Raw genomic sequence first — 23614 nt, forward strand, 5'->3', positions numbered from 1 at the left:
TGCCTACGATGCCGAGCCATCGGCGCGGCCGACGCCGATGATGGAGCAATATATCGAGATCAAGGCGACGAATCCCGACAGCCTCCTGTTCTATCGGATGGGCGATTTCTACGAGCTGTTCTTCGACGATGCCGTCGCAGCATCGCGGGCGCTCGGCATTACGCTGACCAAGCGCGGCAAGCACCTCGGCGACGACATCCCGATGTGCGGCGTGCCCGTCCATGCCGCCGATGATTATTTGCAGAAGCTCATCGCGCGCGGCTTTCGCGTCGCCGTCTGCGAGCAGATCGAAGATCCAGCCGAAGCGAAGAAACGCGGCTCGAAATCGGTCGTCAAGCGCGATGTCGTCCGTCTGGTAACGCCGGGGACGATCACCGAGGAAAAGCTGCTCGATCCATCCGAGGCCAATTATCTGATGACGCTCGGCCGTGTGAAGGGCGGGGGCCAAGGGCAGTTTGCGCTCGCCTGGATCGATATTTCCACCGGCACCTTCCGCGTCGGCGAAACCGACCCGTCCCGCATGCTCGCCGATATATTGCGGGTCGAACCGCGCGAACTCATCGTCGCCGATCCCGTCTTCCACGATCCGGACCTTCGTCCGATCTTCGACATTCTCGGTCGGTCAGTCACGCCGCAGCCGCCAAGCCTCTTCGACAGCGCAACGGCGGAAAACCGCATCCAACGCTATTTCGATGTCGGCACGCTCGACGGGTTCGGCCAGTTTTCGCGGGCCGAACTTTCGGCGATTTCCGGCGCCATCGCCTACGTGGAAAAGACGCAGATCGCGGAGCGTCCGCCGCTGATGCGCCCGGAGCGCGAGTCGGAAGGCTCCTCGCTCTTCATCGATCCTGCGACGCGCGCCAACCTCGAACTCCTGCGTACGCTTTCCGGCAATCGCGATGGCAGTTTGCTCAAGGCAATCGACCGGACGGTTACCGGCGGGGGCGCCCGGTTGCTGTCCGAACGGCTCACCGCGCCGCTGACCGACCCGGAGGCCATTTCCACGCGCCTCGATTCTGTCTCCTTCTTTCTGCTGCAGCAATCGCTTGCCGGCATTGTCCGGGAAACGCTCAAAGGGGTACCGGATATGCCGCGCGCCCTCTCGCGGCTCGCCGTCGGACGGGGTGGGCCCCGGGACCTCGGCGCGCTCGCCCGCGGGTTTGAAGCCGCCGACGAGATCGGCCGTGTCATCGGAACAGAGATCCTGCCAAGCGAGCTTGCGAGGGTCCGCGATTGCCTCGCCGGGTTGCCGCGTAATTTCCTCAGCCATCTTGAAGCAGCGCTTGCCGATGAACTGCCGCTCCTCAAGCGCGACGGCGGTTTCGTGCGGCCCGGCTATAATGCCGAGCTTGACGAAATGCGCGCCCTTCGCGACCACTCACGCCGCGTCATCGCCGGCCTCCAGGCCGACTATATGGAGACGACGGGCATCAGGTCGCTGAAGATCAAGCACAATAATGTGCTGGGTTATTTCATCGAGGTGACGGCCAACAATGCGTCGGTGATGACCGATACGGATGCAGCCAAGGCAAAGTTCATTCATCGCCAGACCATCGCCAACGCAATGCGCTTCACGACGACCGAGCTTGCGGAACTCGAAACCAAGATCGCCAATGCGGCGGACCGCGCGCTCGGCATCGAACTTGATGTTTTCGAGCAGCTTACGCGGGAGACCGTCGAAAATGCCGAGGCGATACGCGCCGGGGCAGCGGCACTGGCGGCGCTCGACGTCTCGGTGTCGCTCGCGGTCCTTGCGGAGGAACAGGGCTATTGCCGTCCGCTGGTCGATGACAGCCTAGCCTTCGCGATCATCGCCGGACGCCATCCCGTCGTCGAACAGTCGCTACGGCGGCAGGCCGCAAACCCGTTTGTGGCCAATGACTGTACACTATCTCCCGAGGGAACCGGCAAGGGCGCGATCTGGTTGCTGACCGGACCGAACATGGGCGGTAAATCGACGTTCCTGCGCCAGAACGCGCTGATCGCGATCCTAGCCCAAATGGGCTCGTTCGTTCCTGCGGGCTCGGCCCATATCGGCATCGTCGACCGCCTGTTTTCGCGGGTCGGCGCATCCGATGATCTTGCCCGCGGCCGCTCGACCTTCATGGTGGAGATGGTGGAAACCGCAGCGATCCTCAATCAGGCGAGCGACCGCTCGCTGGTTATTCTCGATGAGATCGGGCGCGGTACGGCGACCTTCGACGGCCTGTCCATTGCCTGGGCGGCGGTCGAATATCTGCACGAGAAAAACCAGTGCCGGGCGATCTTCGCCACGCATTTTCATGAGATGACAGCGCTTTCCGAGAAGCTCCCGCGCCTCGGCAACGTCACGATGCGGGTCAAGGAATGGGACGGCGATGTCGTCTTCCTGCACGAGGTCGCCAAGGGCGCGGCTGACCGCTCCTATGGCGTTCAGGTCGCCCGCCTCGCCGGCCTGCCGGAAGCGGTCGTCAGCCGAGCCCGCGACGTGCTGCACCAGCTCGAGGCTGGCAATACCTCCGGCAAGGCCGACAAGCTGATCGACGATCTGCCGCTGTTCTCTGTTGAAGTGAAACGCCAGGCGCCCAAGCCGGCACAGGGGAAAGACAGCGCCCTCCTCACCGCGCTCACCGGCGTCAATCCTGATGAAATGACGCCCCGCGAGGCGCTTGAAGTGCTCTACCGCCTGAAAGGCATTGCAGCAACGAATTCATGAAGGGCGGGTTTGACCTGTTTCAAATGAAGTCATTCCGTTTGAATTGATTTCGCGCTATAGCGAGCCATCATCCATAAAGTCGTGTTCATGAACGCCTCAGACCTGAAACTGGAACAGATCGTCAACCCCACCATACTTCATCGGCAGTTTGAAGATCTGGTCAAGGCGGCGAAGGACAATGGGGCAGCATCCGTCGATCGCAACGACGTGCTGCAGCTTGTCAAGCAAACGCTCGCATCCGGCCGCAAGAAGGCAGAAGAGCTGCTGATGAAAGATGCCGGGGGCACGCGTTGCGCCATGCGGCTTTCCTTTCTGATGGATCAGATCATTTCGGCGCTGTACGAATTCGCGGTCGCCCATGTCTATCCTGCGGTAAACCCGTCGACAGCCGAACGCATGAGCATCGTCGCGGTCGGCGGCTATGGGCGCGGCGCCCTGGCGCCGGGCTCGGATATCGATCTTCTGTTTCTCTTGCCCTACAAGCAAACGCCGTGGGGCGAACAGGTCGTCGAGTATATCCTCTACATGCTGTGGGACGCCGGGCTCAAGGTCGGGCATGCCACCCGCAATCTCGATGAATGCATTCGCCTTTCGCTGGCGGACATGACTATACGCACCAGCATTCTCGAGGCGCGTTATGTTTGTGGCAATGAGGAGCTGTTCACTTCGCTGGAAAAGCGGTTCGACGACGAAGTGGTCAAGGGAACGGGTCCGCAATTCATCGAGGCCAAGCTTGCCGAACGCGATGCGCGCAACCGCAAGGCCGGCGCCACGCGCTACCTGGTCGAGCCCAACGTCAAGGAGGGCAAGGGCGGCCAGCGCGACCTGCATACGCTGTTCTGGATCGCCAAATACTACTACCGCGTCAAAACCAGCGATGAGCTGGTAAAGCTCGGTGTGCTGTCGCGGGCGGAGCACAACAAGTTCCGCAAGGCCGAGGACCTTCTATGGGCGGTGCGCTGCCACATGCACTTTTTGACCGGCAAGGCCGAGGAACGGCTCTCTTTCGATATCCAGAGCGAGATCGCCCGGCGACTTGGCTATACGGCGCATCCCGGCCAGCGCGACGTCGAACGCTTCATGAAGCACTACTTCCTCGTTGCCAAGGAGGTCGGCGACCTGACGCGCATCATTTGCGCGGCACTGGAGGAAGAACAGGCCAAGCACGTGCCCGGCTTCAACAGGATTTTCCTGACCTTTTCCCGTCGCAAGCGCAAGATTGCCGGGACAAGCGATTTCGTCATCGACAACCATCGCATCACCATCGCCGATGACGGTGTCTTCGAGAAGGACCCGGTCAACCTCATCCGCCTGTTTCACTATGCGGACCAGCAGGGCCTCGAGTTTCATCCCGATGCGATGCAACTCGTCACCCGTTCGCTGTCGCTGATCAATGGCGAATTGCGGGAGAACCCGGAAGCGAACCGGCTCTTTCTCGAAATTCTGACTTCCGAGCGCAATCCCGAGCTGATCTTGCGGCGCATGAACGAATCCGGCGTGCTGGGCAAGTTCATCCCGGATTTTGGCAAGATCGTCGCGATGATGCAGTTCAACATGTATCATCACTATACGGTCGACGAACACCTTCTGCGCTGTATCGCAGTGATGTCGGAGATCGACCATGGCGATCTCGGCCAGGAACACCCGCTGGCCAACCAGATCATGCCGGGGCTCAAGAAGGATCGCAAAATCCTCTACGTGGCGCTGCTCCTGCACGATATCGCCAAGGGACGTCCCGAAGATCATTCGACTGCAGGCGCCCGCATCGCAAGGCGGCTAGGACCCCGGCTTGGCCTCTCCAAGGCTGATACCGAGACCGTCGCGTGGCTCGTCGAGCAGCACCTGACCATGAGCCGGGTTGCGCAATCGCGCGATCTCAACGATCGGAAGACAATCGAGGATTTCGCCGAAATCGTCCAATCGCTCGACCGCATGAAGCTGCTGCTGATCCTCACCATCTGCGACATCAAGGCGGTGGGTCCAGGCGTATGGAACGGCTGGAAGGGCCAGCTGCTCCGCAACCTCTTCTATGAGACAGAATTGTTGCTGACCGGCGGCTTCTCGGAGGTTCCGCGCAAGAAACGCACCCAACATGCACGGTCTCAGCTCGAACACGCACTGTCTTCCTGGCCGCAGATCGAGCGCCAGTCCTACCTGGCGCTGCACTACCAGAACTATCTCCTGACGGTCAGCCTCGACGACCAGATCCGCCACGCGAATTTCATTCGCGAATCCGATGCGGCCGGCAAGACGCTGTCCACCATGATCAAGACGCATGATTTCGAAGGCGTCACCGAGATTACGGTTCTATCGCCGGATCATCCACGCCTGCTCTCGATCATTGCCGGCGCCTGCGCCGCGGCGGGCGCCAACATCGTCGATGCGCAGATCTTCACGACCAGCGACGGGCGGGCGCTCGATACGATCCTGATCAGCCGCGAATTTCCGACCGATGATGACGAGCGGAGGCGGGCGAAGAACGTCGGCCGATTGATCGAGGATGTGCTTTCCGGCCGCAGCTATCTTCCTGAAATGCTGGCGGCGCGCACCAAGCCGAAGCGGGCGGTCCGCGCTTTCCGTATCGAGCCCGGGGTCGAAATCAACAATACGCTCTCCAACAAGTTCACCGTCATCGAGGTGGAGGGGCTCGACCGGCCCGGCCTTCTTTCAGAGATCACCGGGATCATTTCCGATCTTTCGCTCGATATCGCCTCGGCGCATGTGACGACTTTCGGCGAAAAGGTCATCGACGTGTTTTACGTGACGGACCTCGTCGGCCAGAAAGTCACCAACACGGCGCGGCAAAACCGCATTCGCAAGAAGCTGCTCGCACTCTTCGGCGAAGGCGACATAACCACCGCCCAGCCGCAGCGGCAAAACATCCTCATGACGGCGGAATAAATGAGTCTCGTCAAGAAATTTGCAACTGTCGCATCCGGCACGCTGATGAGCCGCGTCTTCGGCTTCACCCGCGAAATGCTGATGGCGAGCGCGCTCGGCACCGGGCCGATCGCCGACGCTTTCAACGCCGCCTTCCGCTTCCCCAATACATTTCGCCGGCTTTTTGCGGAGGGCGCTTTCAACGCGGCGTTCGTTCCACTTTTTGCCAAGGAGATCGAGGCATACGGTCTTGATGGGGCGCGTCGCTTCTCCGAAGAGGTGTTCGGCGTCCTCTTCACCGTATTGCTGACGCTGACGATCCTGATGGAAGTGTCGATGCCGCTGATCGTGCGCTATGTCATTGCGCCGGGCTTCGTCGAGGATCCGATGAAGTTCGACAATACGGTGCGCATGGCGATCATCATGTTCCCATATCTCGCCTGTATGTCGCTGGCGGCGATGATGAGCGGGATGCTGAATTCGCTGCACCGCTATTTTGCCGCTGCGATCGCGCCGGTCTTCCTCAATGTCATTCTGATCGGTGTGCTTGCCTATGCCTGGTATACCGGCCAGGACGGCAGGCAGGTCGGCTACGCCCTCTCCTGGGGTGTCATGGTCTCCGGCCTCGTGCAACTTGCGATCGTGTGGATTGCGGTGCGCAATGCTGGCATCACCATCGGTTTCCGCCTGCCGCATCTTACCAAAAACGTGAAACGCCTGCTGGTTCTGGCGCTTCCCGCGGCAGTAACCGGGGGCATCACGCAGATCAACCTTCTGATCAACACCAACATCGCTTCGGCGAAATCCGGGGCCATTTCCTCGCTCGCCTATGCCGACCGCATCTACCAGCTGCCGCTCGGCGTCGTAGGCATTGCCGTCGCTACCGTGCTTTTGCCGGAACTTGCACGCGCGCTGCGCTCGGGCAACCTCAAGGAAGCGTCGAGCCTGCAGAACCGCTCGGTGGAATTCACCCTGTTTCTGACGCTGCCGGCAGCAGCGGCACTGCTCGTCATGTCCGAGCCGATCGTTCGTATGCTCTACGAGCGCGGCAATTTCTCCCCCACCTCGACGCATACGGTCGGCAATATCCTCGCCGTCTACGGGTTGGGGCTTCCGGCTTTCGTGCTGATCAAGGCGTTCCTGCCCGGGTTCTTTGCCCGTGAGGACACCCGCACACCGATGATCTTTGCGGCCATTGCCGTGGCGGTGAATGTCTCGCTCGCGCTCACGCTCTTCCCGATCATGTACGAGACCGGCATTGCCACCGCCGAGATCGTCGCGGGTTGGGTCAACGCCATCCTGCTCTTTGCGACCTTGGTATGGCGCGGCCACTGGGGACGCGACATCCCTCTCCTCACCCGCATTCCGCGACTGTTCATATCCGCGGCGGTCATGGCGATCGGCCTTCATTATGCGATTATCTGGATGGGCCCTGCGCTTGCACCGCATGCGCCGCTCCACACACAGGCCGTTGCCGTGCTGACGCTGGTCATCCTGGCGATGATCTCTTACTTTGCCCTTGCCTTCGGCACGGGCGGCGCCAGTCTTGCCATGATCCGCCGCAACGTGAAGCGCGGCGCGAAGGCCGCTGAAGCCAAGCCAACGGATGCCGCATCGTGAGCCGCCGCATCGGATTGGTCACGCTGGTCGTGCGCGACTATGACGAAGCCATCGCCTGGTACACGCAAAAGCTCGGTTTTCGCCTCGTCGAGGATACCGCGCTTTCCGAAACAAAGCGCTGGGTGGTCGTGGCGCCTGGCGACGGCGGAACGCGTATCCTTCTCGCGAAAGCGGACGGAGAAGCCCAGGAAGCCGCCGCCGGCAACCAGACGGGCGGACGGGTCGCTTTCTTCCTTCACACGGACGACTTCGAGCGCGGTCATTCGGCAATGGTCAAATCAGGCGTCATCTTCCTTGAAGAGCCACGGCATGAGTCATATGGCAGCGTCGCCGTGTTCCAGGATCTCTACGGCAACAAGTGGGACTTGCTTCAACTCAAGCAGCCTACGATATAGGGCTTGAATACTGCGTGTGGCTCTGCCAAAACCGCGCTTCACTGCCATCGGCGCCTGCAAGCCCGATCCCCGAACGATCAAGGACGATTAATGAGCACGTTTGAACAGCTCGTCTTTTCCGGTGTCCAGCCAACCGGCAATCTGCATCTCGGTAATTATCTGGGGGCTATCCGGCGCTGGGTCGCTCTGCAGGAAGACTATAACTGCATCTATTGCGTGGTCGACCAGCATGCCATCACGCAGGCCTTGTCCGTGTGGGGCGGTCCGGCCGAGCTGATGCACAACACGCGCGAGGTGACGGCGGCTTTTCTGGCTTCCGGTATCGACCCAAAGAAACACATCGTCTTCAACCAGAGCCGCGTGCGCCAGCACGCCGAGCTCGCCTGGGTGTTCAATTGTATTGCCCGCATGGGGTGGCTCAACCGGATGACCCAGTTCAAGGACAAGGCCGGCAAGGATCGCGAGAACGCATCCGTCGGGCTCTTCACCTATCCGAACCTGATGGCGGCCGACATTCTCGCCTATCGCGCTACCCATGTGCCGGTGGGCGAAGACCAGAAACAGCACCTCGAACTCACGCGCGACATTGCACAGAAATTCAATACGGATTTCTCCGGCCGCATCGCCGAACTCGGTCTCGGCGTCGAGACGCAATCGGGCGATGAGACGATTGCCAGCTTCTTCCCGCTGACGGAACCTGTCATCGGCGGGCCGGCTGCGCGCGTCATGAGCCTGCGCGATGGCACCAAGAAGATGTCCAAATCCGATCCCTCGGATTTGTCCCGCATCAATCTCATCGACGATGCCGATACGATCTCGAAGAAGATCCGCAAAGCCAAGACCGACGCCGAACCGCTTCCGTCCGATGTCGAGGGTCTCAAGGATCGCCCGGAAGCAGACAACCTCGTCGGCATCTATGCGGCCTTGATCGATGCGGACAAGGAAAAGGTAATCGGCGATTTCGGCGGCCAGCAATTTTCGGTGTTCAAGCCGGCACTCGCCGACCTCGCAGTCGAGCGTCTCGCGCCGATTGCCGCGGAGATGCGGCGTATTTCGGCCGATCCGAGCTATGTCGACTCCGTCTTGAAGGACGGCGGCGAGCGGGCAGCCGTTCTCGCCGAGAAGACGCTGCGCAATGTGCGTGATATTATCGGCTTCCTGCAGGACTAGGACCGGGTGCTGCAAGGGGTGGACGATCACATCGGTTAGGGCAGGAACGGGCACATGGTATCGAAACGTCTCAGCCGGGAAGCGGGCCATCGCCGCAAATTTCTAGCCGTTATCGACGAGACGCCCGAATGCGAGCGCGCGGTAGCCTATGCTTCGCGCCGCGCCAAGACGACAGGCGGCGTGCTGCTCCTCCTTTTCGTCATCGACACGGCCGATTTCCAAGCTTTTCTCGGTGTCGAGCAGATCATGCGGGCTGAAGCGCAGGAGCGGGCAAGCGCGACGCTGAGCAAGTTCGCGGCCAATGTGCGCGGGACGATCGGTATCGAATCCGAACTCGTCGTGCGTGAAGGGCTGACATCGGAAGAGATCCAGAAGCTGATCGAGGAAGACCAAGACATTGCCATTCTCGTCCTTGCGGCAGGCTCGGGCAAGGAAGGCCCGGGGCCCCTCGTTCAGTCGCTGGCGGGACGCGAATCCTTCCCCATTCCCGTCACGGTTGTCCCATACAATCTCTCCGACGAGGATATCGACGCGATTACGTGATCCCGCCGCGAAACGTGATACAATCCTGACTTGAACAGTTGAGTTTTAAGGCCTATATCGCCTTTGAACAATTCTAAACTAGACACGCGAGATCCGTCATGTTTATCCAGACCGAAGCAACGCCCAATCCGGCGACCCTCAAGTTCCTGCCTGGGAAGGTGGTACTCGACCAGGGGACGGCCGATTTCCGCGATGCTCAAAGCGCAGGCGCAGCTTCTCCGCTTGCCGGCAAGATCTTTGCAATCCCCGGCGTATCCGGTGTCTTCTTCGGCTATGACTTCGTCACCGTCACCAAGAGCGACGGTCCGGAATGGCAACATCTGAAGCCGGCCATCCTCGGCGCCATCATGGAGCATTTCATGTCCGGCGCGCCGATCATGACGAGCGCCACGCAGGTTGCCGACGATGCTGAACGCGATTCCGAAGACGAGTTTTTCGACAGCGCCGACGCCGAAATCGTCGATACCATCAAGGAACTGCTTGAGACGCGCGTACGCCCGGCAGTTGCGCAGGACGGCGGCGATATTACCTTCCGCGGCTATGAGAACGGCACCGTTTTCCTCAATATGCGCGGTGCATGCTCCGGCTGCCCCTCATCGACGGCGACCCTGAAGCACGGCATCCAGAACCTGCTCAAGCATTTCGTACCGGAAGTCCAGCACGTCGAATCCGTCTGAGCTTTTAAGGGTTGAAAGTAAAAAAAGGCCGCTTCGAGCGGCCTTTTTAACTGCGCCACGGATCGACGATGTCGATGCCGGAATCAATAAAATCTTTGACGTTCCTTGTCGCAAGCTTCGCTCCCCGCGACTGCGCGATGGCCGCAATTTGTGCGTCAAATTGGGACATGGTCTTACCCGCACGGCGACGTTCACCAAGAATGTCGGAATACGACATCGCCGCGGACGCATCGAACGACAAAATCCGGTCGGCCAGGTCTTCGATGAACATAAGGTTGGCCGCTTCCAAAAGCGCCTGCTTCCTCCTGCCCTCGGGCAAGAGCGAGAGCCCGTAAAAGATTTCGGCCTGTGTGATGGTCGTCGTAAAGAGGGAAGCGACGGGCTGTTGGCCGAGCCAGGCAATTACCTGCTCGTCAGGTTCAGCCTTCATCAACTCCGAAACGACATTCGTATCGAGGATAATCATTCGCTGAAATCGATAGGCTTTCGCACGCCCTCACGGGGAACAACAGGCAAATCCACCCCGCCGAGCCCTTTGAAGCGTTCAGCGATAATCTCCGCGAGATTTTTCGAAGGATTGCTTTCCTGTGCGAGGGCCGCGCGCAATATATCGCGCGCCTCATCTTCCATGGATTTCCCATGCTGGGCAGCGCGCACGCGGAGACGAGATTTCAACTTCTCATCGAGATTTCTGATCGTCATGCTCGCCACATCTGCCTCCATCACCTCTCATGCCACATTACTCATTGATTGCAAATCAATCAATGATTGCATTTGCGTGGGAGACAGGCCGTCACTGGCCTCAGACGCGGGGCTTGAGCTAGTTCACCGCGCCAGGCCCCGGAATTGCCCCGGGTGGGCATTTGCCGAGAATGATCATGCCAAGGACTTCATCTTCGGTGACGTCGGTGACCTTCGCCGTGCCGACGACCTGACCATTCTTCATCACCGCCACACGGTCGGCGAGGTGGAACACGTCGTGAATATCGTGGCTGATCAGGAAAATGCCGATACCTTCGCTCTTGAGCTGCTTGATGAGTTCGCCGACTTGCGCCGTCTCCTGCGGCCCCAGGGCCGCCGTCGGCTCATCCATGATGAGAATGCGGGCATTGAAGAGGATGGCGCGGGCAATCGCCACCGATTGGCGCTGGCCGCCTGAAAGCGCCTTGACCGGGTCCTTGAAGCGTTGGAACCGCGGATTGAGCCGGCCCATCACTTCGCGGGCGCTGTGCTCCATTGCCACATCGTCGAGCGTTCCCCACGGCGTCATCAACTCGCGGCCAAGATAGAGATTGGCAGCCGTATCGACGTTGTCGGCAAGGGCCAGCGTCTGATAGATCGTCTCGATGCCATAGGCCTTGGCATCGCGCGGATTGTTGATCGTTGCCTCCTCGCCATTGACGCGGATTGTGCCACTGTCGCGCTTGTAGGCGCCGGAGAGGACCTTGATCAGCGTCGACTTGCCGGCGCCATTGTGGCCAAGCAGTGCCACCACTTCGCCCGGATACAGGTCGACCGAGGCGCCATCGACGGCGCGTATGCCGCCAAAGGCGATCGAAACGTTTTCGATATCGACGAGAGGGGTTTGTGCATCGGTCATGTTTTAATCTCCCTCAAGCGGTACGGCGGCGATAGATCGTGTCGAGCCAGACGGCAACGACAAGCACGATGCCGACAACGATATTCTGCAGCGGCGTTTCGAGACCGAGCATGACCATGCCCGAATTCAGCGACTGCATCAGCAGCGCGCCGATCATTGCGCCGGCAATGGTGCCGACGCCGCCGGCGAGCGAGGTTCCGCCGATGACAGCGGCTGCGATCGTCATCAGCTCATCGAGCGTGCCTTGCGCATTGGTGGCAGCGTTGAGGCGGGCGGTCGATATCGCGCCGGCGATGGCGCACAGAATGCCCATGATGATGAAGATTTTCATCGTCACCCAGCGCGTGTTGATGCCGGCAAGATCAGCGGCCTCCGGGTTGCCGCCCATGGCGAAAACGTAGCGGCCGAAACGCGTGCGCGTCGTCACGAAGGTCATGATGATGCCCGTTGCGACCGCGATCAGCACGGGAATGGCGATGCCATGCGGGATGAACAGGCCGCCATCCGGAATGGTGATGTTGTTGGCCTCGGCATATTTGCGGACGATACCGATCGGCCAATAGTAATGGTTGGCGATCGAAACTGCGCCGAGGACGAGAAAACAGGCGATCGCCGCCATGAAGGCCTCGGCCCAGACCGGACGGCGAGGAAAGTTGAAACGCTTGCGCTGGCGCCGGCCGTTGACGATCATGCCGACAATGGCAAGGCAGGCGACGATGCCGACAACCCAGCTCCAGGTCGCTCCGATCGAGCCTTCCGGCCCGCCGCCCATGAGGCGGAAGGTCGAATCCATCGGTGCCACGGTGCGACCTGACGTGACCCACCAGGCAGCACCGCGCCAGACGAGCAAGCCGCCCAGCGTAACGATGAAGGCCGGAACGCCGAGGAAGGCGATGACGAAGCCCTGAAAGCCGCCGATGAGCGCGCCGACGACAATACCGAGCCCGAGTGCAATAACCCAGGTGAACGGCTGTTCGAATCCAATCAGCTTCGGCAGAATTTCGGCCTGCGTCACGCCCATCACCATGCCGACAAACCCGAGCACCGAGCCTACCGACAGATCGATATTGCGTGTGACGATGACAAGGACCATGCCGGTCGCCATGACAGCGATGGAAGAGGTCTGGACCGAGAGGTTCCAAAGATTGCGCGGTGTCAGGAACTGGCCGTTGGCAAGGCCGCCGGTTAAAAACTGGAAGGCAAGCCAGATGACGACGAGCGCTCCGATCATGCCGAGGAGGCGGGTATCGAGCTCGGTCGCCTTGAAGAACCTGGCAACGAGACCGAGTTCGGAAGCGCGAGCCCGGTCAAGACTGATGGCCGGATCACTCATGTTAATCTCCCAGTTTTATTTTCTTTTAGAACGCCGCCGATCCAGTGGACCAGCGGCGCTCAATTCTATCAGACTTGAAGGTGTTAGTTGCAGGCCGGTACCGAGCCAGCCTTCACGCCCTGGCAGACGACGTCCTTCGTCACCCAGCCGGCATCTATGACGACGCCGAGATTATCCTTGGTGACCGGGACGGGCGTCAGGAACACGGCACTGACCTCGACCTTGTTGGCGCCGCCGGCAAACTTCTGAACGTTCGGAATCTCTTCCATCTTCTTGCCGTCGGCAAGAGCCGAAGCGATGCCGGCAGCCTGCTTGCCGAGTTCGCGGGAGTCCTTCCAGATCGTTACGGTCTGGGTGCCGAGGGCAACGCGGTTGAGCGCGGCAAAGTCGGCATCCTGCCCGGAAACCGGAACGGTGCCGGCAAGGCCCTGCGCCTGGAGAGCGGCGATAGCACCGCCTGCGGTACCATCATTTGCCGCAACGACTGCATCGACCTTGTTGTCGTTAGCGGTCAGGAACTGCTCCATGTTCTTCTGGGCATTGGCCGGCAGCCAGCCGTCGGTATAGGCTTCGCCGACATTCTTGATCTTGCCGCTGTCGATCGCTTCCTTCAGCACTTCCTGCGCGCCGGAAAAGAGGAAATCGGCATTCGGGTCAGCCGAAGAACCCTTAATGAAGACGTAGTTGCCTTCCGGCTTGACGGCGAAGACACCGCGCGCCTGCATGCGGCCGACTTCCTTGTTGTCGAAGGTGATGTAGAAGGCATCCTTGTTCTCGATGAGACGGTCATAGCCGACGACGGGAATACCTTCGGCAACCGCCTTTTCGACGGCCGGGCCGATGGCGCTCGAATCCTGTGCAAGGATGATCAGCGCGTTGGCGCCCTGCGAGATCAGGCTCTCGACATCGGTAAGCTGCTTGGCGGCAGAGGATTGCGCGTCGGCGGAAATGTACTTGTCGCCATTTGCCTCGAGCGCCTTCTTGATCGCTGCCTCGTCGGTCTTCCACCGCTCTTCCTGGAAATTCGACCAGGACACACCGACGATCTTGTCTTTGGCCAGAACGGGCCCTGCGAAAGAGACAGCAAGGACAGCAGCGCCCGCCAGAGCGGTTGCATATTTCTTCATGGTAATCCTCCCAGTGCACACAGCACGATGACTGATGAACGAGGGCCTACACCTCCGACCCGCGTCTAAACCTCTTTTATTTCGAGGCTCGAAAAAAATAGTGACTTAAAAGTATTTCCATGTCAACATGGATTTTGCTAGGCATAACCCATTGCAAGGCAACAACATTTTTGCATTGCACAAAAAGTGGGTTATGGGGAGGAGTGGAGTTTGTTGATCGATGAGATCGCGCGTCCCGACGATGTCAGGCGCCAGAATCGTAGACTTGCGCTGACGGCTTTGCGCCGTCACGGCCTCCTGTCGCGCACCGATATCGTGGCCCAGACCGGGCTCAGCCCCTCGACTGTTTCCGCCATCACGACCTCGCTGATTTCCGAGAATATCATCATCGAAGCGCGCGAGGGCGACCTCGGTTCCAACCGGCGCGGGCGCCCGCAGATTGCCTTGGTGCTCAACCCCGACGTTGCGAGCGTGGTGACCGTGGAGATCGCGCTTAACCTCGTCCATGCAGTTCTCTACGATTACAAAGGCCAGGTCGTCGCTGAAATTTCGGAGCGGGTGCCAACCCTTGAAATGTCGGCGGACGCGCTGTTTCAATCGATCTTCGCCATGCTGGACAGCCTCATCGATACACGTCCTTCAGGCACCGGCCCGTTGATGCACATTTCCATGGGGGTGCAGGGCGTTACCGACGCCACGAGCGCCACCATGCTGTGGTCGCCGATCACGCCGGACACGAACATCGCCTTCGGCAAGGTCCTGTCGCGGCGTTATGGCGTGGATGTTTCGGTCGCCAATGATTGCAACATGATAGCGGAAGCGTTGCGCTGGACCGATCCGGAACACTACACGGAGAATTTCGCAGCAATCCTGCTGTCGCATGGCATCGGCATGGGCCTCTATCTCAAAGGCAAGCCCTTCGTCGGGGCGCACTCTTCGGCTGCGGAGTTCGGGCACATGTTGCACGTCCCGAAAGGCGCGCTGTGCCGATGCGGCCGGCGGGGCTGCATCGAGGCCTATGCCAGCGACTATGCCATCCTGCGGACGATATCGGGCAAGAATGAATCCACCCCACCGCCGCAGGATATTGATCCCTCGACGTTCGCGGCCGCCGCCCGCCGGGCCCGTACCGGTGACGGCAATGAAGGGGCTGCCTTCCGCAAGGCCGGCCAGGCGATCGGTGCGGGCCTTCGCAGCCTGTTTTCATTGATTGATCCCGTGCCGGTGGCATTGGTTGGACCCGGAGCCGGCGTATTCGACCTCATGGAAGAAGAATTGCGCGGCGTCATTTCCGGCACTTCCGGCTGGGGCGCGACGCAGGACCTCAGCATACGCTGTTATCCGGACGAACATCCGCTTATCGTACAAGGCTGCCTGATGACGTCCTTGCTTCACCTCGACACGCAAATTTTCGCGCCGGGCGACCTCAAGGAAACTCAATTGAAGCAGGCCCTCTAACACCCCAAGGAAGGAAGCCAGCATGTATCTCGGGCTCGACCTCGGCACATCCGGTGTCAAAGCACTTCTGATCGACGAGAACCAAAAAATCGTCGGCTCCGGCACGGGACATCTCGACGTTTCGCGCCCGCATTCAGGCTGGTCGGAACAGGATCCTTCACACTGGATCCGGGCGACGGAAGACGCTGTTGCGGCCCTCAAGGCGAACCATGGACGCGAACTCTCTGCCGTCAAGGGCATTGGCCTCTCCGGACAGATGCACGGCGCCACACTGCTCGATGCCGGCGATCAGGTGCTGCGTCCCTGCATCCTTTGGAACGACACCCGCAGCCACGCGGAAGCGGCTGAACTCGACGCCAACCCGAAATTCCGCAGCCTCAGCGGCAACATCGTCTTCCCCGGTTTCACCGCCCCGAAGATCGCCTGGGTTCGCAATAACGAGCCCGATATTTTTGCGCGGCTGCAGCGCGTTCTGTTGCCGAAGGATTACTTGCGTTTCTGGCTGACCGGCGAACATGTGTCCGAAATGTCCGACGCGGCCGGCACGTCCTGGCTCGATGTCGGCAAGCGTGCGTGGTCGCCGGAACTGCTTGCCGCAACCGGCCTCGATGAAAGCTACATGCCCTCGCTCGTCGAGGGAACCGAGGTGTCCGGCACCTTGAAGCCCGACGTTGCGGCGCGCTGGGGCATGGGCGACAAGGTGGTGGTGGCAGGCGGGGCCGGTGACAATGCGGCATCGGCCTGCGGCATGGGGACTGTTGGAGAAGGCCATGCCTTCGTTTCGCTCGGAACTTCCGGAGTGCTGTTTGCCGCCAACCGTGCCTATCTGCCAAACCCTGAAAGCGCTGTACACACATTCTGCCATGCGCTGCCGGACACGTGGCACCAGATGGGCGTTATTCTTTCCGCGACCGACGCCCTGAACTGGTATGCCGGGATCGTTTCCCGCAAAGCCGCCGAACTCACGGACGAACTTGGAGCGGATTTGCGCGCGCCATCGGGCGTGACGTTCCTGCCCTATCTTTCTGGCGAACGCACCCCGCTCAACGATTCAGCTATCCGCGGGTCGTTCCAGGGGCTCGAACATGCGAGCGACCGGCCGGCTCTGACGCAGGCCGTGCTCGAAGGTGTCGCCTTCGCCTTCCGCGATTGCCTTCATGCCCTGGCTGCCGCCGGCACCAGGCTTGAGCGCGTCACGGCTGTCGGCGGCGGATCGCGCTCCACCTACTGGCTGAAAGCCATCGCCACCGCGCTCAACATACCGGTCGACGTACCGGCGGATGGGGATTTCGGCGCGGCCTTTGGCGCTGCTCGCCTCGGGCTTATCGCTGCCGAAGGTGCGGACCCGCATGCCATCTGCGTCGCGCCGGCAACAGACACGACCATCGAACCGGACGCGAACCTGATCGGGGCCTTCGACGCGGCCTACAATCGCTATCACAACCTCTATCCAGCACTTAAGGGAGTTCAATCATGAGCAGCGGGTTTTTCGGAGATATCAAGCCAGTCAAATATGAGGGGCCGGACAGCAACAATCCGCTCGCCTACCGTTTTTACAATCCCGACGAGAAGGTCCTTGGCAAGCGCCTTGAGGATCATCTCCGCTTCGCCGTCGCCTACTGGCACTCCTTCGTCTGGCCAGGCGGCGATCCGTTCGGCGGCCAGACCTTCGAACGCCCCTGGTTCAACGACACCATGGAAGGCGCCAAACTGAAGGCCGACGTTGCCTTCGAAATGTTCTCGATCCTTGGCGCGCCCTATTTCTGCTTCCATGACGCGGATGTGCGTCCCGAAGGCGACACGATCAATGAGAGCAACAGCCGCCTGCACGAGGTCGCCGACTATTTCGCCGGCAAGATGGAAAAGACCGGCACCAAATTGCTCTGGGGCACGGCCAACCTCTTCTCCAACCGCCGCTATATGTCGGGCGCAGCCACGAACCCCGATCCGGATGTCTTTGCCTATGCGGCAGCCACCGTCAAAAGCTGTATCGACGTGACGCAGAAGCTTGGCGGCGAAAACTATGTGCTTTGGGGCGGACGCGAGGGCTATGAGACCCTGCTCAACACCGACATGAAGCGTGAACTCGACCAGATGGGCCGGTTCCTGAGCCTCGTCGTCGAATACAAGCACAAGATCGGCTTCAAGGGCACGATCCTTATTGAACCCAAGCCACAGGAACCCACCAAGCACCAGTACGATTACGATGCGGCGACGGTCTATGGCTTCCTGAAGCGTTTCGGCCTGGAAAACGAAGTGAAGGTTAACCTCGAACAGGGCCACGCCATCCTTGCCGGCCATTCGTTCGAACATGAGCTGGCGACAGCGGCGGCGCTCGGCATATTCGGCTCCATCGACATGAACCGCAACGACTACCAGTCGGGCTGGGACACGGACCAGTTCCCTAACAATGTTCCGGAAATCGCACTCGCGTACTACGAGGTGCTGAAGGCCGGCGGCTTCACCACGGGTGGCACGAATTTCGACGCCAAGCTGCGCCGCCAGTCGATCGACCCGCAGGATCTTCTGATCGCACATATTGGCGGCATGGATACCTGCGCGCGCGGCCTCAAGGCAGCGGCAAAGATGATCGAGGACAAGGCGCTGACGAGCTTCGTCGACGATCGCTATGCCGGATGGTCGACGCCGGAAGCGCAGGCGATGCTCTCGGGCAAGGAACCGCTGGACGTGATCGCCAAACGGGTCGAGGACAAGAACATCCAGCCTCAGCCGCGCTCCGGCCGGCAGGAATATCTGGAAAATATCGTCAACCGCTACGTTTGACTGTTCGAAGCCTTCGGTACGGTTGGTCGCCGACAAACTGCGGTGCTGCCTGCTCCCTTCCCTCCCCCTTGTGGGGAGGGTCGGACGGAGGTCCGGGGTGGCGATGAAACTTCCGCCGCCCCATCGTGCCTCCGCTAAACGTGCTGGCCGCCGTTGATATGAATCTCGGATCCGGTCACATAAGACGAGGATTCCGTGCAAAGGAAATAGATCGTCTCGGCAACCTCGGCGGTCTTGCCCAGCCGGCGCAGCGGCAGTTGCTCGACGAGCTTATCCGTGCCGGGTGACAGGATCGCCGTGTCGATCTCGCCCGGCGCGATCGCATTGACCCTTATGCCGTGCGGTCCGAAATCCGAAGCCATTTCGCGAGTCAGCGAAGCAAGTGCGGCCTTCGACGTGGCATAGGCCGCGCCGGCAAATGGATGGACGCGGCTGCCGGCAATCGACGTGACGTTGACCACTGAACCTTGGGCAGCCTCAAGTTCGTTGAACAGGCCGCGGGCGAGCATGATCGGCGCGAAGAAATTGACCTGGAACACCGTCATCCACGTCTGCATCGGCGTAACAATCGAATCGAGCCGGTCGCCCGCGCTGTTCTTTGGCGATATGCCGGCATTGTTGACGAGTGCATTCAGCCTGCCGCCCTCGACGGCGAGGCGGCTGCGGATCTCCGCGACAGCGTGATCGACGTCAGCAGGATCTGCAAGATCGACCTTGATGTGGTCGTCAGGACCCGCGGGCCAAGGGCAGTTTTCGGAAAAATCCTGGCGCGAACAAGTGATCACGCGCCAGCCGGCGCGCGAAAAGCGCTTGACAGTAGCGTGGCCGATACCGCGGCTTGCTCCGGTAAGGACAAGGACCTTGCGTGGCTCATCATTGGACATGGCGATACTCCGTTGCATCAGCCTTAGAGCAAGATCAGCCTAAATTCGAGGCTTATCATGTCGCAGCGATTGATCTGTCCCAACCAAGCAAATATCTTGGCGCCAAATCAGGGGGGAAGCATGAACGGATATGTTTTGGCCATCGACCAGGGCACGACTTCGAGTCGCGCCATCGTCTTCGATCACAATCGCCACGTGGTCGGTAAAAGCCAGCAGGAATTCACCCAAATCTACCCGCAGTCGGGCTGGGTCGAGCATGATCCCGACGAAATCTGGCAGTCGGTGCTCAGCACATGCGAAGTCGCCATCGAAAATGCCAGGATTCAGGCCGGCGATGTCGCCGCCATCGGCATAACCAACCAGCGCGAGACAGTTATCGTCTGGGATCGAGCGACCGGCAAACCGATCCATAACGCCATCGTCTGGCAGGACCGCCGGACGGCGTCATTGTGTCAGAAGCTGAAGAAGCAGGGGCTGGAGAAGACGTTCACGCGCAAGACCGGGCTGCTGCTCGACCCCTATTTTTCCGGCACCAAGCTCGCCTGGCTGCTCGACAAGGTACCCGGTGCCCGCAAGCGCGCGGCCAATGGCGAGCTGTTGTTCGGCACCATCGACAGTTTCCTCATCTGGCGCTTGACCGGCGGCAAGGTGCACGCGACCGACGCCACCAATGCGTCGCGCACCCTGCTCTTCAATATCGCGACCAATGCGTGGGATGACGAGCTTCTTGAGATTCTGCGCATTCCGCGCGCAATGCTTCCTGAGGTGAAGGATTGCGCCGCCAACTACGGCGCTGCCGAAGCCTCGCTGCTCGGCGCGGCAATACCGATCCTCGGCGTTGCCGGCGATCAGCACGCGGCGACCATTGGCCAGGCCTGTTTCGAACCCGGCATGTTCAAATCGACCTACGGAACCGGCTGCTTTGCCCTGCTCAACACCGGCAGCGATAGGGTCCTTTCAAAGAACCGCTTGCTGACGACGATCGCCTACCGCCTCAACGGGAAGACCACCTATGCGCTCGAAGGCTCGATCTTCATTGCCGGCGCCGCCGTCCAATGGTTGCGTGACGGCCTCAAGATCATCGGCTCGGCGCCGGAGACCGGCAAACTCGCCGATCAGGCCGATCCGAGCCAGGACGTGTATCTCGTGCCGGCCTTCGTCGGCCTCGGCGCACCGCACTGGGATGCGGAAGCGCGCGGCGCGATCTACGGCCTCACCCGCAACAGCGGCCCGGCCGAGTTTGCCCGCGCGGCACTTGAATCCGTCGCGTACCAGACGCGCGATCTTCTCGACGCCATGCGCAAGGACTGGAAGGCGTCGGACAAGAAGACCGTGCTGCGCGTCGATGGCGGCATGGTCGCTTCGGACTGGACCATGCAGCGACTTGCCGACATCCTGGACGCGCCCGTGGACCGTCCGGTAATCCTCGAAACGACAGCGCTTGGAGCCGCATGGCTCGCCGGGTCGAAAGCTGGCATCTGGCCAAACCGGCGTGATTTCGCCAAGACCTGGGAACGCGAGACGCAGTTCACGCCGAAGATGGACGAGAAGACCCGCAAGGCGAAGATCGCCGGCTGGAAAACGGCCGTGAAGCGTACCTTGAGCCAGTAAGTGGTCATCGATGCGTGCGCGAAGCAAACCGCGCAAACATCGATCAATTGCCCATGATCAGATCGAACAGGGTTGTCTTGCGTCCCTTGCCGCCACTGACGCTGCCTGGCGGCACGGGATGGGTCGATCCAGTCTGATCGCCAAGGTCGGCTGGTGGCATCTGGCCTGCGGGATCGAGCTGGGCCGACGGCACGCCCTCGGCAGCGGGAACGCTGTCGCCTGATCCGGGAAGAACATCATTGCCCTCGATGACCTGCTGATGCAGCTGATAATCGCCGGGAAGCGGCGCCACCGGCACGCCCTTATGCGCGGCGACCATGAAATCTTTCCAGGCGATGGCGGGCAGCGAGCCGCCGGTGATCTTCTTGGTCGGCTTGCCGTCATCATTGCCGAACCATACGCCGGTGGTCAGGTTTGACGTATAGCCGATGAACCACGCATCGCGGAAATTCTGGCTTGTGCCGGTCTTACCCGCCGCTGGCCAGCCGAACTTCGCCTTAGTGGCGGTGCCGCTGTCAACGGTCTGGCGCAACATGGCATTCATCATGCCGACATTGCGCTCGTCAATAACGCGAGACGGCTGCGGACGCTTGAACTCGTAGAGCACCTTGCCCTCGTTGGTCGTCACGCGGCGGATGATGTGGATCGGCGCCTTGTAGCCGCCATTGGCAAAGGGCACGAAGGAATCAGTGAGTTCGAGGAGGGTCACTTCGGACGTGCCCAGCGCGAGCGATGCATTGGCGGTAAGGTTCGATTCAATGCCGAGCCGATGCGCCGTCGACACCACCGTGCTTGGTCCAACTTCCATGACGAGCTGCGCCGACACCGAGTTCAGCGAGCGCGCCAGGGCTTCGGCAAGCGTAACCTTGCCGAAGTACTTGCCGTTGAAGTTGCCTGGGGTCCAGTTGCCGATGCGGATTGGCGCGTCATTGCGCACCGATTCCGGTGTGAATCCCTGCTCCAGGGCGGAGAGGTAAACGAAGGGCTTGAAGGCCGAGCCCGGTTGCCGCTTGGCCTCGCTGGCGCGGTCGAACTGGCTGTTGGCGTAGTCATAGCCGCCGATCAGCGCCCGCACGGCGCCGGTGCCGTCGATCGACACCATCGCGCCCTGCGAAACATTGAGCTTTTCCCCGTTCTTGCTGATGAGGTCGCGGATCGATGCTTCGCCGAGCTTCTGCAAGCCGAGATCGACCGTCGTATCGACGATGACATCGCTGCGCACGTCGCCGATCAGGCCCGGCAATTCCTCCATGATGCGATCAGCGACATATTGCTCCGAGCCGCTCCAATAGGAGGCGGCCCGGGTGGCCGGCTGCTTCATGGCAAAATTGAGCTCCTTGTCGCCGATCATGCCCTGTTCGCGCATGGCCGCGAGCACGAGTTGCGACCGCTCACGGGCGGCTTTCGGGTCACGCGCCGGCGAAAGGCGTGACGGCGCCTTGAGGAGCCCGGCGATGAGCGCCGCCTCCGGCAGCGTCACCTCCTTGGCGGATTTGTTGAAATAGCGCCGGGACGCGGCCGCGACGCCATAGGAACCCGAGCCCAGATAGACCCGGTTCAAATACATTTCGAGGATTTGATCCTTGGTGTATTTGCGCTCCAGCCACAGCGCGAGCAGCACTTCCTGCACCTTGCGCTCGATGGTCCGGTCGGGCGTCAGGAACAGGTTCTTGGCAAGCTGCTGGGTAATGGTGGAGCCGCCCTGCACAAGCCGTCCGGAAACGAGATTGGTTGCCATCGCGCGGGCAAACCCGATCGGATCGACGCCGAAATGCGAATAGAACCGCCGGTCCTCGATGGCGACGACGGCCTCGGGAATATAGGGCGACATATCGTGCAGGCTGATGGCCTCGCCGCCGGAAGCGCCGCGATTGGCAATGAGATCGCCCTCGACCGAAACGATTTTCACGTTTGGCGGACGATCCGGGATGGCCCAGGTCGTCGTCTGCGGCATCTTCGCGGCAAAATAGATGACAGTGCCGGCAAGGCCGATACCGCCCCACAGGCAAAGGACCATCGACCAGTAGACCATACGGCGCACGAGGCCGATGAAGCCGCCGCCACCTCCGCTACGACGCGTCTTGCGCCGCCTGGATGCGGCGGGCTTGCGCGTCGTCTTGCGTTTTGCCACTGGCCTGTCCTCCGGATCTGCGCGCAAATCGTCGCCCGAACGGCGATCCGAACCAAAGCGCGGTTCGATACGTTGCTTGCCCGTGCCGCGTGCCATGAATGAGTAGTCTCGCCCCGTATGCGTTCGAAGAATGATCCCGCGACCCGTTGCAGGTTAAATGCGGCGATTTAAGGTGCGGTTAAATTGTGCGTGATGTAGGAAAATCGCAGCCACGGGGTGGTTGAGATTGCTGTGGGCGATCGTTACGGTCGGTAAAGCATCACTCGGAGCGTACCCATGCGTCTTTTCATTCTGGCCGCACTTGGCATCCTGTTGAGCGGCTGTGGCGGCGGGGCTGTCGAGCGGCTGAATCCGAAGCCCGACGCGGAGGCGCAATACCGACTTGGCGGTTGCCAGCTGCGCGGGCACGGCGTGTGCAAGGACCTGCCGCAATAGCTCCGTGAGCGCTCTAGAGAGAGCTTCTGACTTGGGATCAAAGCCACGGCAAACCCTCTTCGCGATTTCCAAATAATGCCACGCGTAAAATATTATCTTGCGGCCCTTGAAAAGATTTGGGCCCGGTTCTATTTTAATTCTTGCGTAACGAGTGGTTCTCCTCCCATTTTTCGCTCGTTGCGTGTTCCCCTCTGGACGCATTAGCGTTCACAATTCGCCGGGCTCTTAGCCCGGCTCTTTTGTTTTTGGGGCTTGTTTGCAATCAGCTTCT

General features: G+C 60.6%; 19 protein-coding genes. 12 read left to right on the forward strand and 7 right to left on the reverse strand.

What is annotated here, in order from left to right; translation table 11 throughout:
* Nucleotides 1–37: 37 nt before the first annotated feature.
* The 7 genes from mutS (at nucleotide 38) to GF108_RS01965 (ending at nucleotide 9980) form a co-directional block, all read left to right on the forward strand.
* Complete coding sequence (gene mutS, locus GF108_RS01935) at nucleotides 38–2695, forward strand: DNA mismatch repair protein MutS (RefSeq protein WP_153667294.1); 2658 nt, start codon at nucleotides 38–40, stop codon at nucleotides 2693–2695.
* Between the two features lie 87 nt (nucleotides 2696–2782).
* Nucleotides 2783–5596: a [protein-PII] uridylyltransferase gene (locus GF108_RS01940; RefSeq protein WP_153666658.1), complete on the forward strand. Its 2814-nt coding sequence runs from the start codon at nucleotides 2783–2785 to the stop codon at nucleotides 5594–5596.
* Nucleotides 5597–7195 (forward strand): murein biosynthesis integral membrane protein MurJ, encoded by a 1599-nt coding sequence (gene murJ / locus GF108_RS01945; protein ID WP_153666659.1) that lies wholly within the window; start codon nucleotides 5597–5599, stop codon nucleotides 7193–7195. It abuts the gene before it with no gap.
* The gene (locus GF108_RS01950) at nucleotides 7192–7590 is read left to right on the forward strand and encodes a VOC family protein (protein WP_370462046.1); all 399 of its coding nucleotides are present in this window, start codon (nucleotides 7192–7194) and stop codon (nucleotides 7588–7590) included. The genes murJ and GF108_RS01950 overlap by 4 nt, the downstream gene beginning before the upstream one ends.
* 90 nt (nucleotides 7591–7680) lie before the next feature.
* The gene (gene trpS, locus GF108_RS01955) at nucleotides 7681–8760 is read left to right on the forward strand and encodes a tryptophan--tRNA ligase (RefSeq protein WP_153666660.1); all 1080 of its coding nucleotides are present in this window, start codon (nucleotides 7681–7683) and stop codon (nucleotides 8758–8760) included.
* A gap of 54 nt (nucleotides 8761–8814) precedes the next feature.
* The gene (locus GF108_RS01960) at nucleotides 8815–9303 is read left to right on the forward strand and encodes a universal stress protein (RefSeq protein ID WP_027230636.1); all 489 of its coding nucleotides are present in this window, start codon (nucleotides 8815–8817) and stop codon (nucleotides 9301–9303) included.
* A gap of 98 nt (nucleotides 9304–9401) precedes the next feature.
* The gene (locus tag GF108_RS01965) at nucleotides 9402–9980 is read left to right on the forward strand and encodes a NifU family protein (RefSeq protein WP_091946887.1); all 579 of its coding nucleotides are present in this window, start codon (nucleotides 9402–9404) and stop codon (nucleotides 9978–9980) included.
* Nucleotides 9981–10026: 46 nt separating this feature from the next.
* Here GF108_RS01965 and GF108_RS01970 read toward each other — a convergent pair whose 3' ends face one another.
* The 5 genes from GF108_RS01970 to xylF all read right to left on the reverse strand — a co-directional run bounded on the left by GF108_RS01970 (nucleotide 10027) and on the right by xylF (nucleotide 14040).
* Entirely contained in the window at nucleotides 10027–10446 is a 420-nt protein-coding gene (locus GF108_RS01970; protein WP_153666661.1) for a type II toxin-antitoxin system VapC family toxin, read from the reverse strand.
* Complete coding sequence (locus tag GF108_RS01975) at nucleotides 10443–10691, reverse strand: plasmid stabilization protein (RefSeq protein ID WP_370462047.1); 249 nt, start codon at nucleotides 10689–10691, stop codon at nucleotides 10443–10445. The genes GF108_RS01970 and GF108_RS01975 overlap by 4 nt, the downstream gene beginning before the upstream one ends.
* A gap of 109 nt (nucleotides 10692–10800) precedes the next feature.
* Complete coding sequence (locus GF108_RS01980; protein WP_027230638.1) at nucleotides 10801–11580, reverse strand: ATP-binding cassette domain-containing protein; 780 nt, start codon at nucleotides 11578–11580, stop codon at nucleotides 10801–10803.
* Between the two features lie 13 nt (nucleotides 11581–11593).
* The gene (locus tag GF108_RS01985) at nucleotides 11594–12913 is read right to left on the reverse strand and encodes a sugar ABC transporter permease (RefSeq protein WP_153666663.1); all 1320 of its coding nucleotides are present in this window, start codon (nucleotides 12911–12913) and stop codon (nucleotides 11594–11596) included.
* 83 nt (nucleotides 12914–12996) lie between these two features.
* On the reverse strand, nucleotides 12997–14040 hold the full coding sequence (xylF, locus tag GF108_RS01990) for a D-xylose ABC transporter substrate-binding protein (RefSeq protein WP_027230640.1): 1044 nt from the start codon (nucleotides 14038–14040) through the stop codon (nucleotides 12997–12999).
* A gap of 213 nt (nucleotides 14041–14253) precedes the next feature.
* Here xylF and GF108_RS01995 point away from each other — a divergent pair, with 213 nt between their 5' ends.
* Genes GF108_RS01995 through xylA form a run of 3 tightly spaced genes read left to right on the forward strand, consistent with a single transcriptional unit; the run spans nucleotide 14254 to nucleotide 18282 of the window.
* Nucleotides 14254–15498: an ROK family transcriptional regulator gene (locus GF108_RS01995; RefSeq protein WP_153666664.1), complete on the forward strand. Its 1245-nt coding sequence runs from the start codon at nucleotides 14254–14256 to the stop codon at nucleotides 15496–15498.
* A 22-nt stretch (nucleotides 15499–15520) separates the two neighbouring features.
* The gene (xylB, locus tag GF108_RS02000) at nucleotides 15521–16975 is read left to right on the forward strand and encodes a xylulokinase (protein ID WP_153666665.1); all 1455 of its coding nucleotides are present in this window, start codon (nucleotides 15521–15523) and stop codon (nucleotides 16973–16975) included.
* Nucleotides 16972–18282, forward strand: a complete 1311-nt coding sequence (gene xylA, locus GF108_RS02005) for a xylose isomerase (protein ID WP_153666666.1) — start codon at nucleotides 16972–16974, stop codon at nucleotides 18280–18282. Before xylB ends, xylA begins: the two co-directional genes overlap by 4 nt.
* A 134-nt stretch (nucleotides 18283–18416) precedes the next feature.
* On the opposite strand, the gene GF108_RS02010 is transcribed toward xylA, so the two are convergent.
* Nucleotides 18417–19166: an SDR family NAD(P)-dependent oxidoreductase gene (locus GF108_RS02010; RefSeq protein WP_153666667.1), complete on the reverse strand. Its 750-nt coding sequence runs from the start codon at nucleotides 19164–19166 to the stop codon at nucleotides 18417–18419.
* Between the two features lie 120 nt (nucleotides 19167–19286).
* Here GF108_RS02010 and glpK point away from each other — a divergent pair, with 120 nt between their 5' ends.
* Nucleotides 19287–20777, forward strand: a complete 1491-nt coding sequence (gene glpK / locus GF108_RS02015; RefSeq protein ID WP_153666668.1) for a glycerol kinase GlpK — start codon at nucleotides 19287–19289, stop codon at nucleotides 20775–20777.
* A 43-nt stretch (nucleotides 20778–20820) separates the two neighbouring features.
* On the opposite strand, the gene GF108_RS02020 is transcribed toward glpK, so the two are convergent.
* Nucleotides 20821–23004 (reverse strand): transglycosylase domain-containing protein, encoded by a 2184-nt coding sequence (locus GF108_RS02020; RefSeq protein WP_153666669.1) that lies wholly within the window; start codon nucleotides 23002–23004, stop codon nucleotides 20821–20823.
* Nucleotides 23005–23184: 180 nt separating this feature from the next.
* Between GF108_RS02020 and GF108_RS02025 the strand changes: the two genes are divergently transcribed.
* Nucleotides 23185–23343 (forward strand): hypothetical protein, encoded by a 159-nt coding sequence (locus tag GF108_RS02025; protein ID WP_153666670.1) that lies wholly within the window; start codon nucleotides 23185–23187, stop codon nucleotides 23341–23343.
* Nucleotides 23344–23614 lie beyond the last annotated feature (271 nt).

The sequence above is a fragment of the Phyllobacterium sp. SYP-B3895 genome (assembly GCF_009647635.1).
Lineage (GTDB): Bacteria > Pseudomonadota > Alphaproteobacteria > Rhizobiales > Rhizobiaceae > Phyllobacterium > Phyllobacterium pellucidum.

Bases quoted from the DNA above. Each gene is read 5' to 3' on its own strand.
- GF108_RS01980 (WP_027230638.1), bottom strand. From the start codon at position 11,580: ATGACCGATGCACAAACCCCTCTCGTCGATATCGAAAACGTTTCGATC.
- GF108_RS02020 (WP_153666669.1), bottom strand. From the start codon at position 23,004: ATGGCACGCGGCACGGGCAAGCAACGTATCGAACCGCGCTTTGGTTCG.
- glpK (WP_153666668.1), top strand. From the start codon at position 19,287: ATGAACGGATATGTTTTGGCCATCGACCAGGGCACGACTTCGAGTCGC.
- GF108_RS02010 (WP_153666667.1), bottom strand. From the start codon at position 19,166: ATGTCCAATGATGAGCCACGCAAGGTCCTTGTCCTTACCGGAGCAAGC.
- GF108_RS01960 (WP_027230636.1), top strand. From the start codon at position 8,815: ATGGTATCGAAACGTCTCAGCCGGGAAGCGGGCCATCGCCGCAAATTT.
- xylF (WP_027230640.1), bottom strand. From the start codon at position 14,040: ATGAAGAAATATGCAACCGCTCTGGCGGGCGCTGCTGTCCTTGCTGTC.
- trpS (WP_153666660.1), top strand. From the start codon at position 7,681: ATGAGCACGTTTGAACAGCTCGTCTTTTCCGGTGTCCAGCCAACCGGC.
- GF108_RS02025 (WP_153666670.1), top strand. From the start codon at position 23,185: ATGCGTCTTTTCATTCTGGCCGCACTTGGCATCCTGTTGAGCGGCTGT.
- GF108_RS01985 (WP_153666663.1), bottom strand. From the start codon at position 12,913: ATGAGTGATCCGGCCATCAGTCTTGACCGGGCTCGCGCTTCCGAACTC.
- mutS (WP_153667294.1), top strand. From the start codon at position 38: ATGATGGAGCAATATATCGAGATCAAGGCGACGAATCCCGACAGCCTC.
- GF108_RS01940 (WP_153666658.1), top strand. From the start codon at position 2,783: ATGAACGCCTCAGACCTGAAACTGGAACAGATCGTCAACCCCACCATA.
- GF108_RS01970 (WP_153666661.1), bottom strand. From the start codon at position 10,446: ATGATTATCCTCGATACGAATGTCGTTTCGGAGTTGATGAAGGCTGAA.
- murJ (WP_153666659.1), top strand. From the start codon at position 5,597: ATGAGTCTCGTCAAGAAATTTGCAACTGTCGCATCCGGCACGCTGATG.
- GF108_RS01965 (WP_091946887.1), top strand. From the start codon at position 9,402: ATGTTTATCCAGACCGAAGCAACGCCCAATCCGGCGACCCTCAAGTTC.
- xylA (WP_153666666.1), top strand. From the start codon at position 16,972: ATGAGCAGCGGGTTTTTCGGAGATATCAAGCCAGTCAAATATGAGGGG.
- xylB (WP_153666665.1), top strand. From the start codon at position 15,521: ATGTATCTCGGGCTCGACCTCGGCACATCCGGTGTCAAAGCACTTCTG.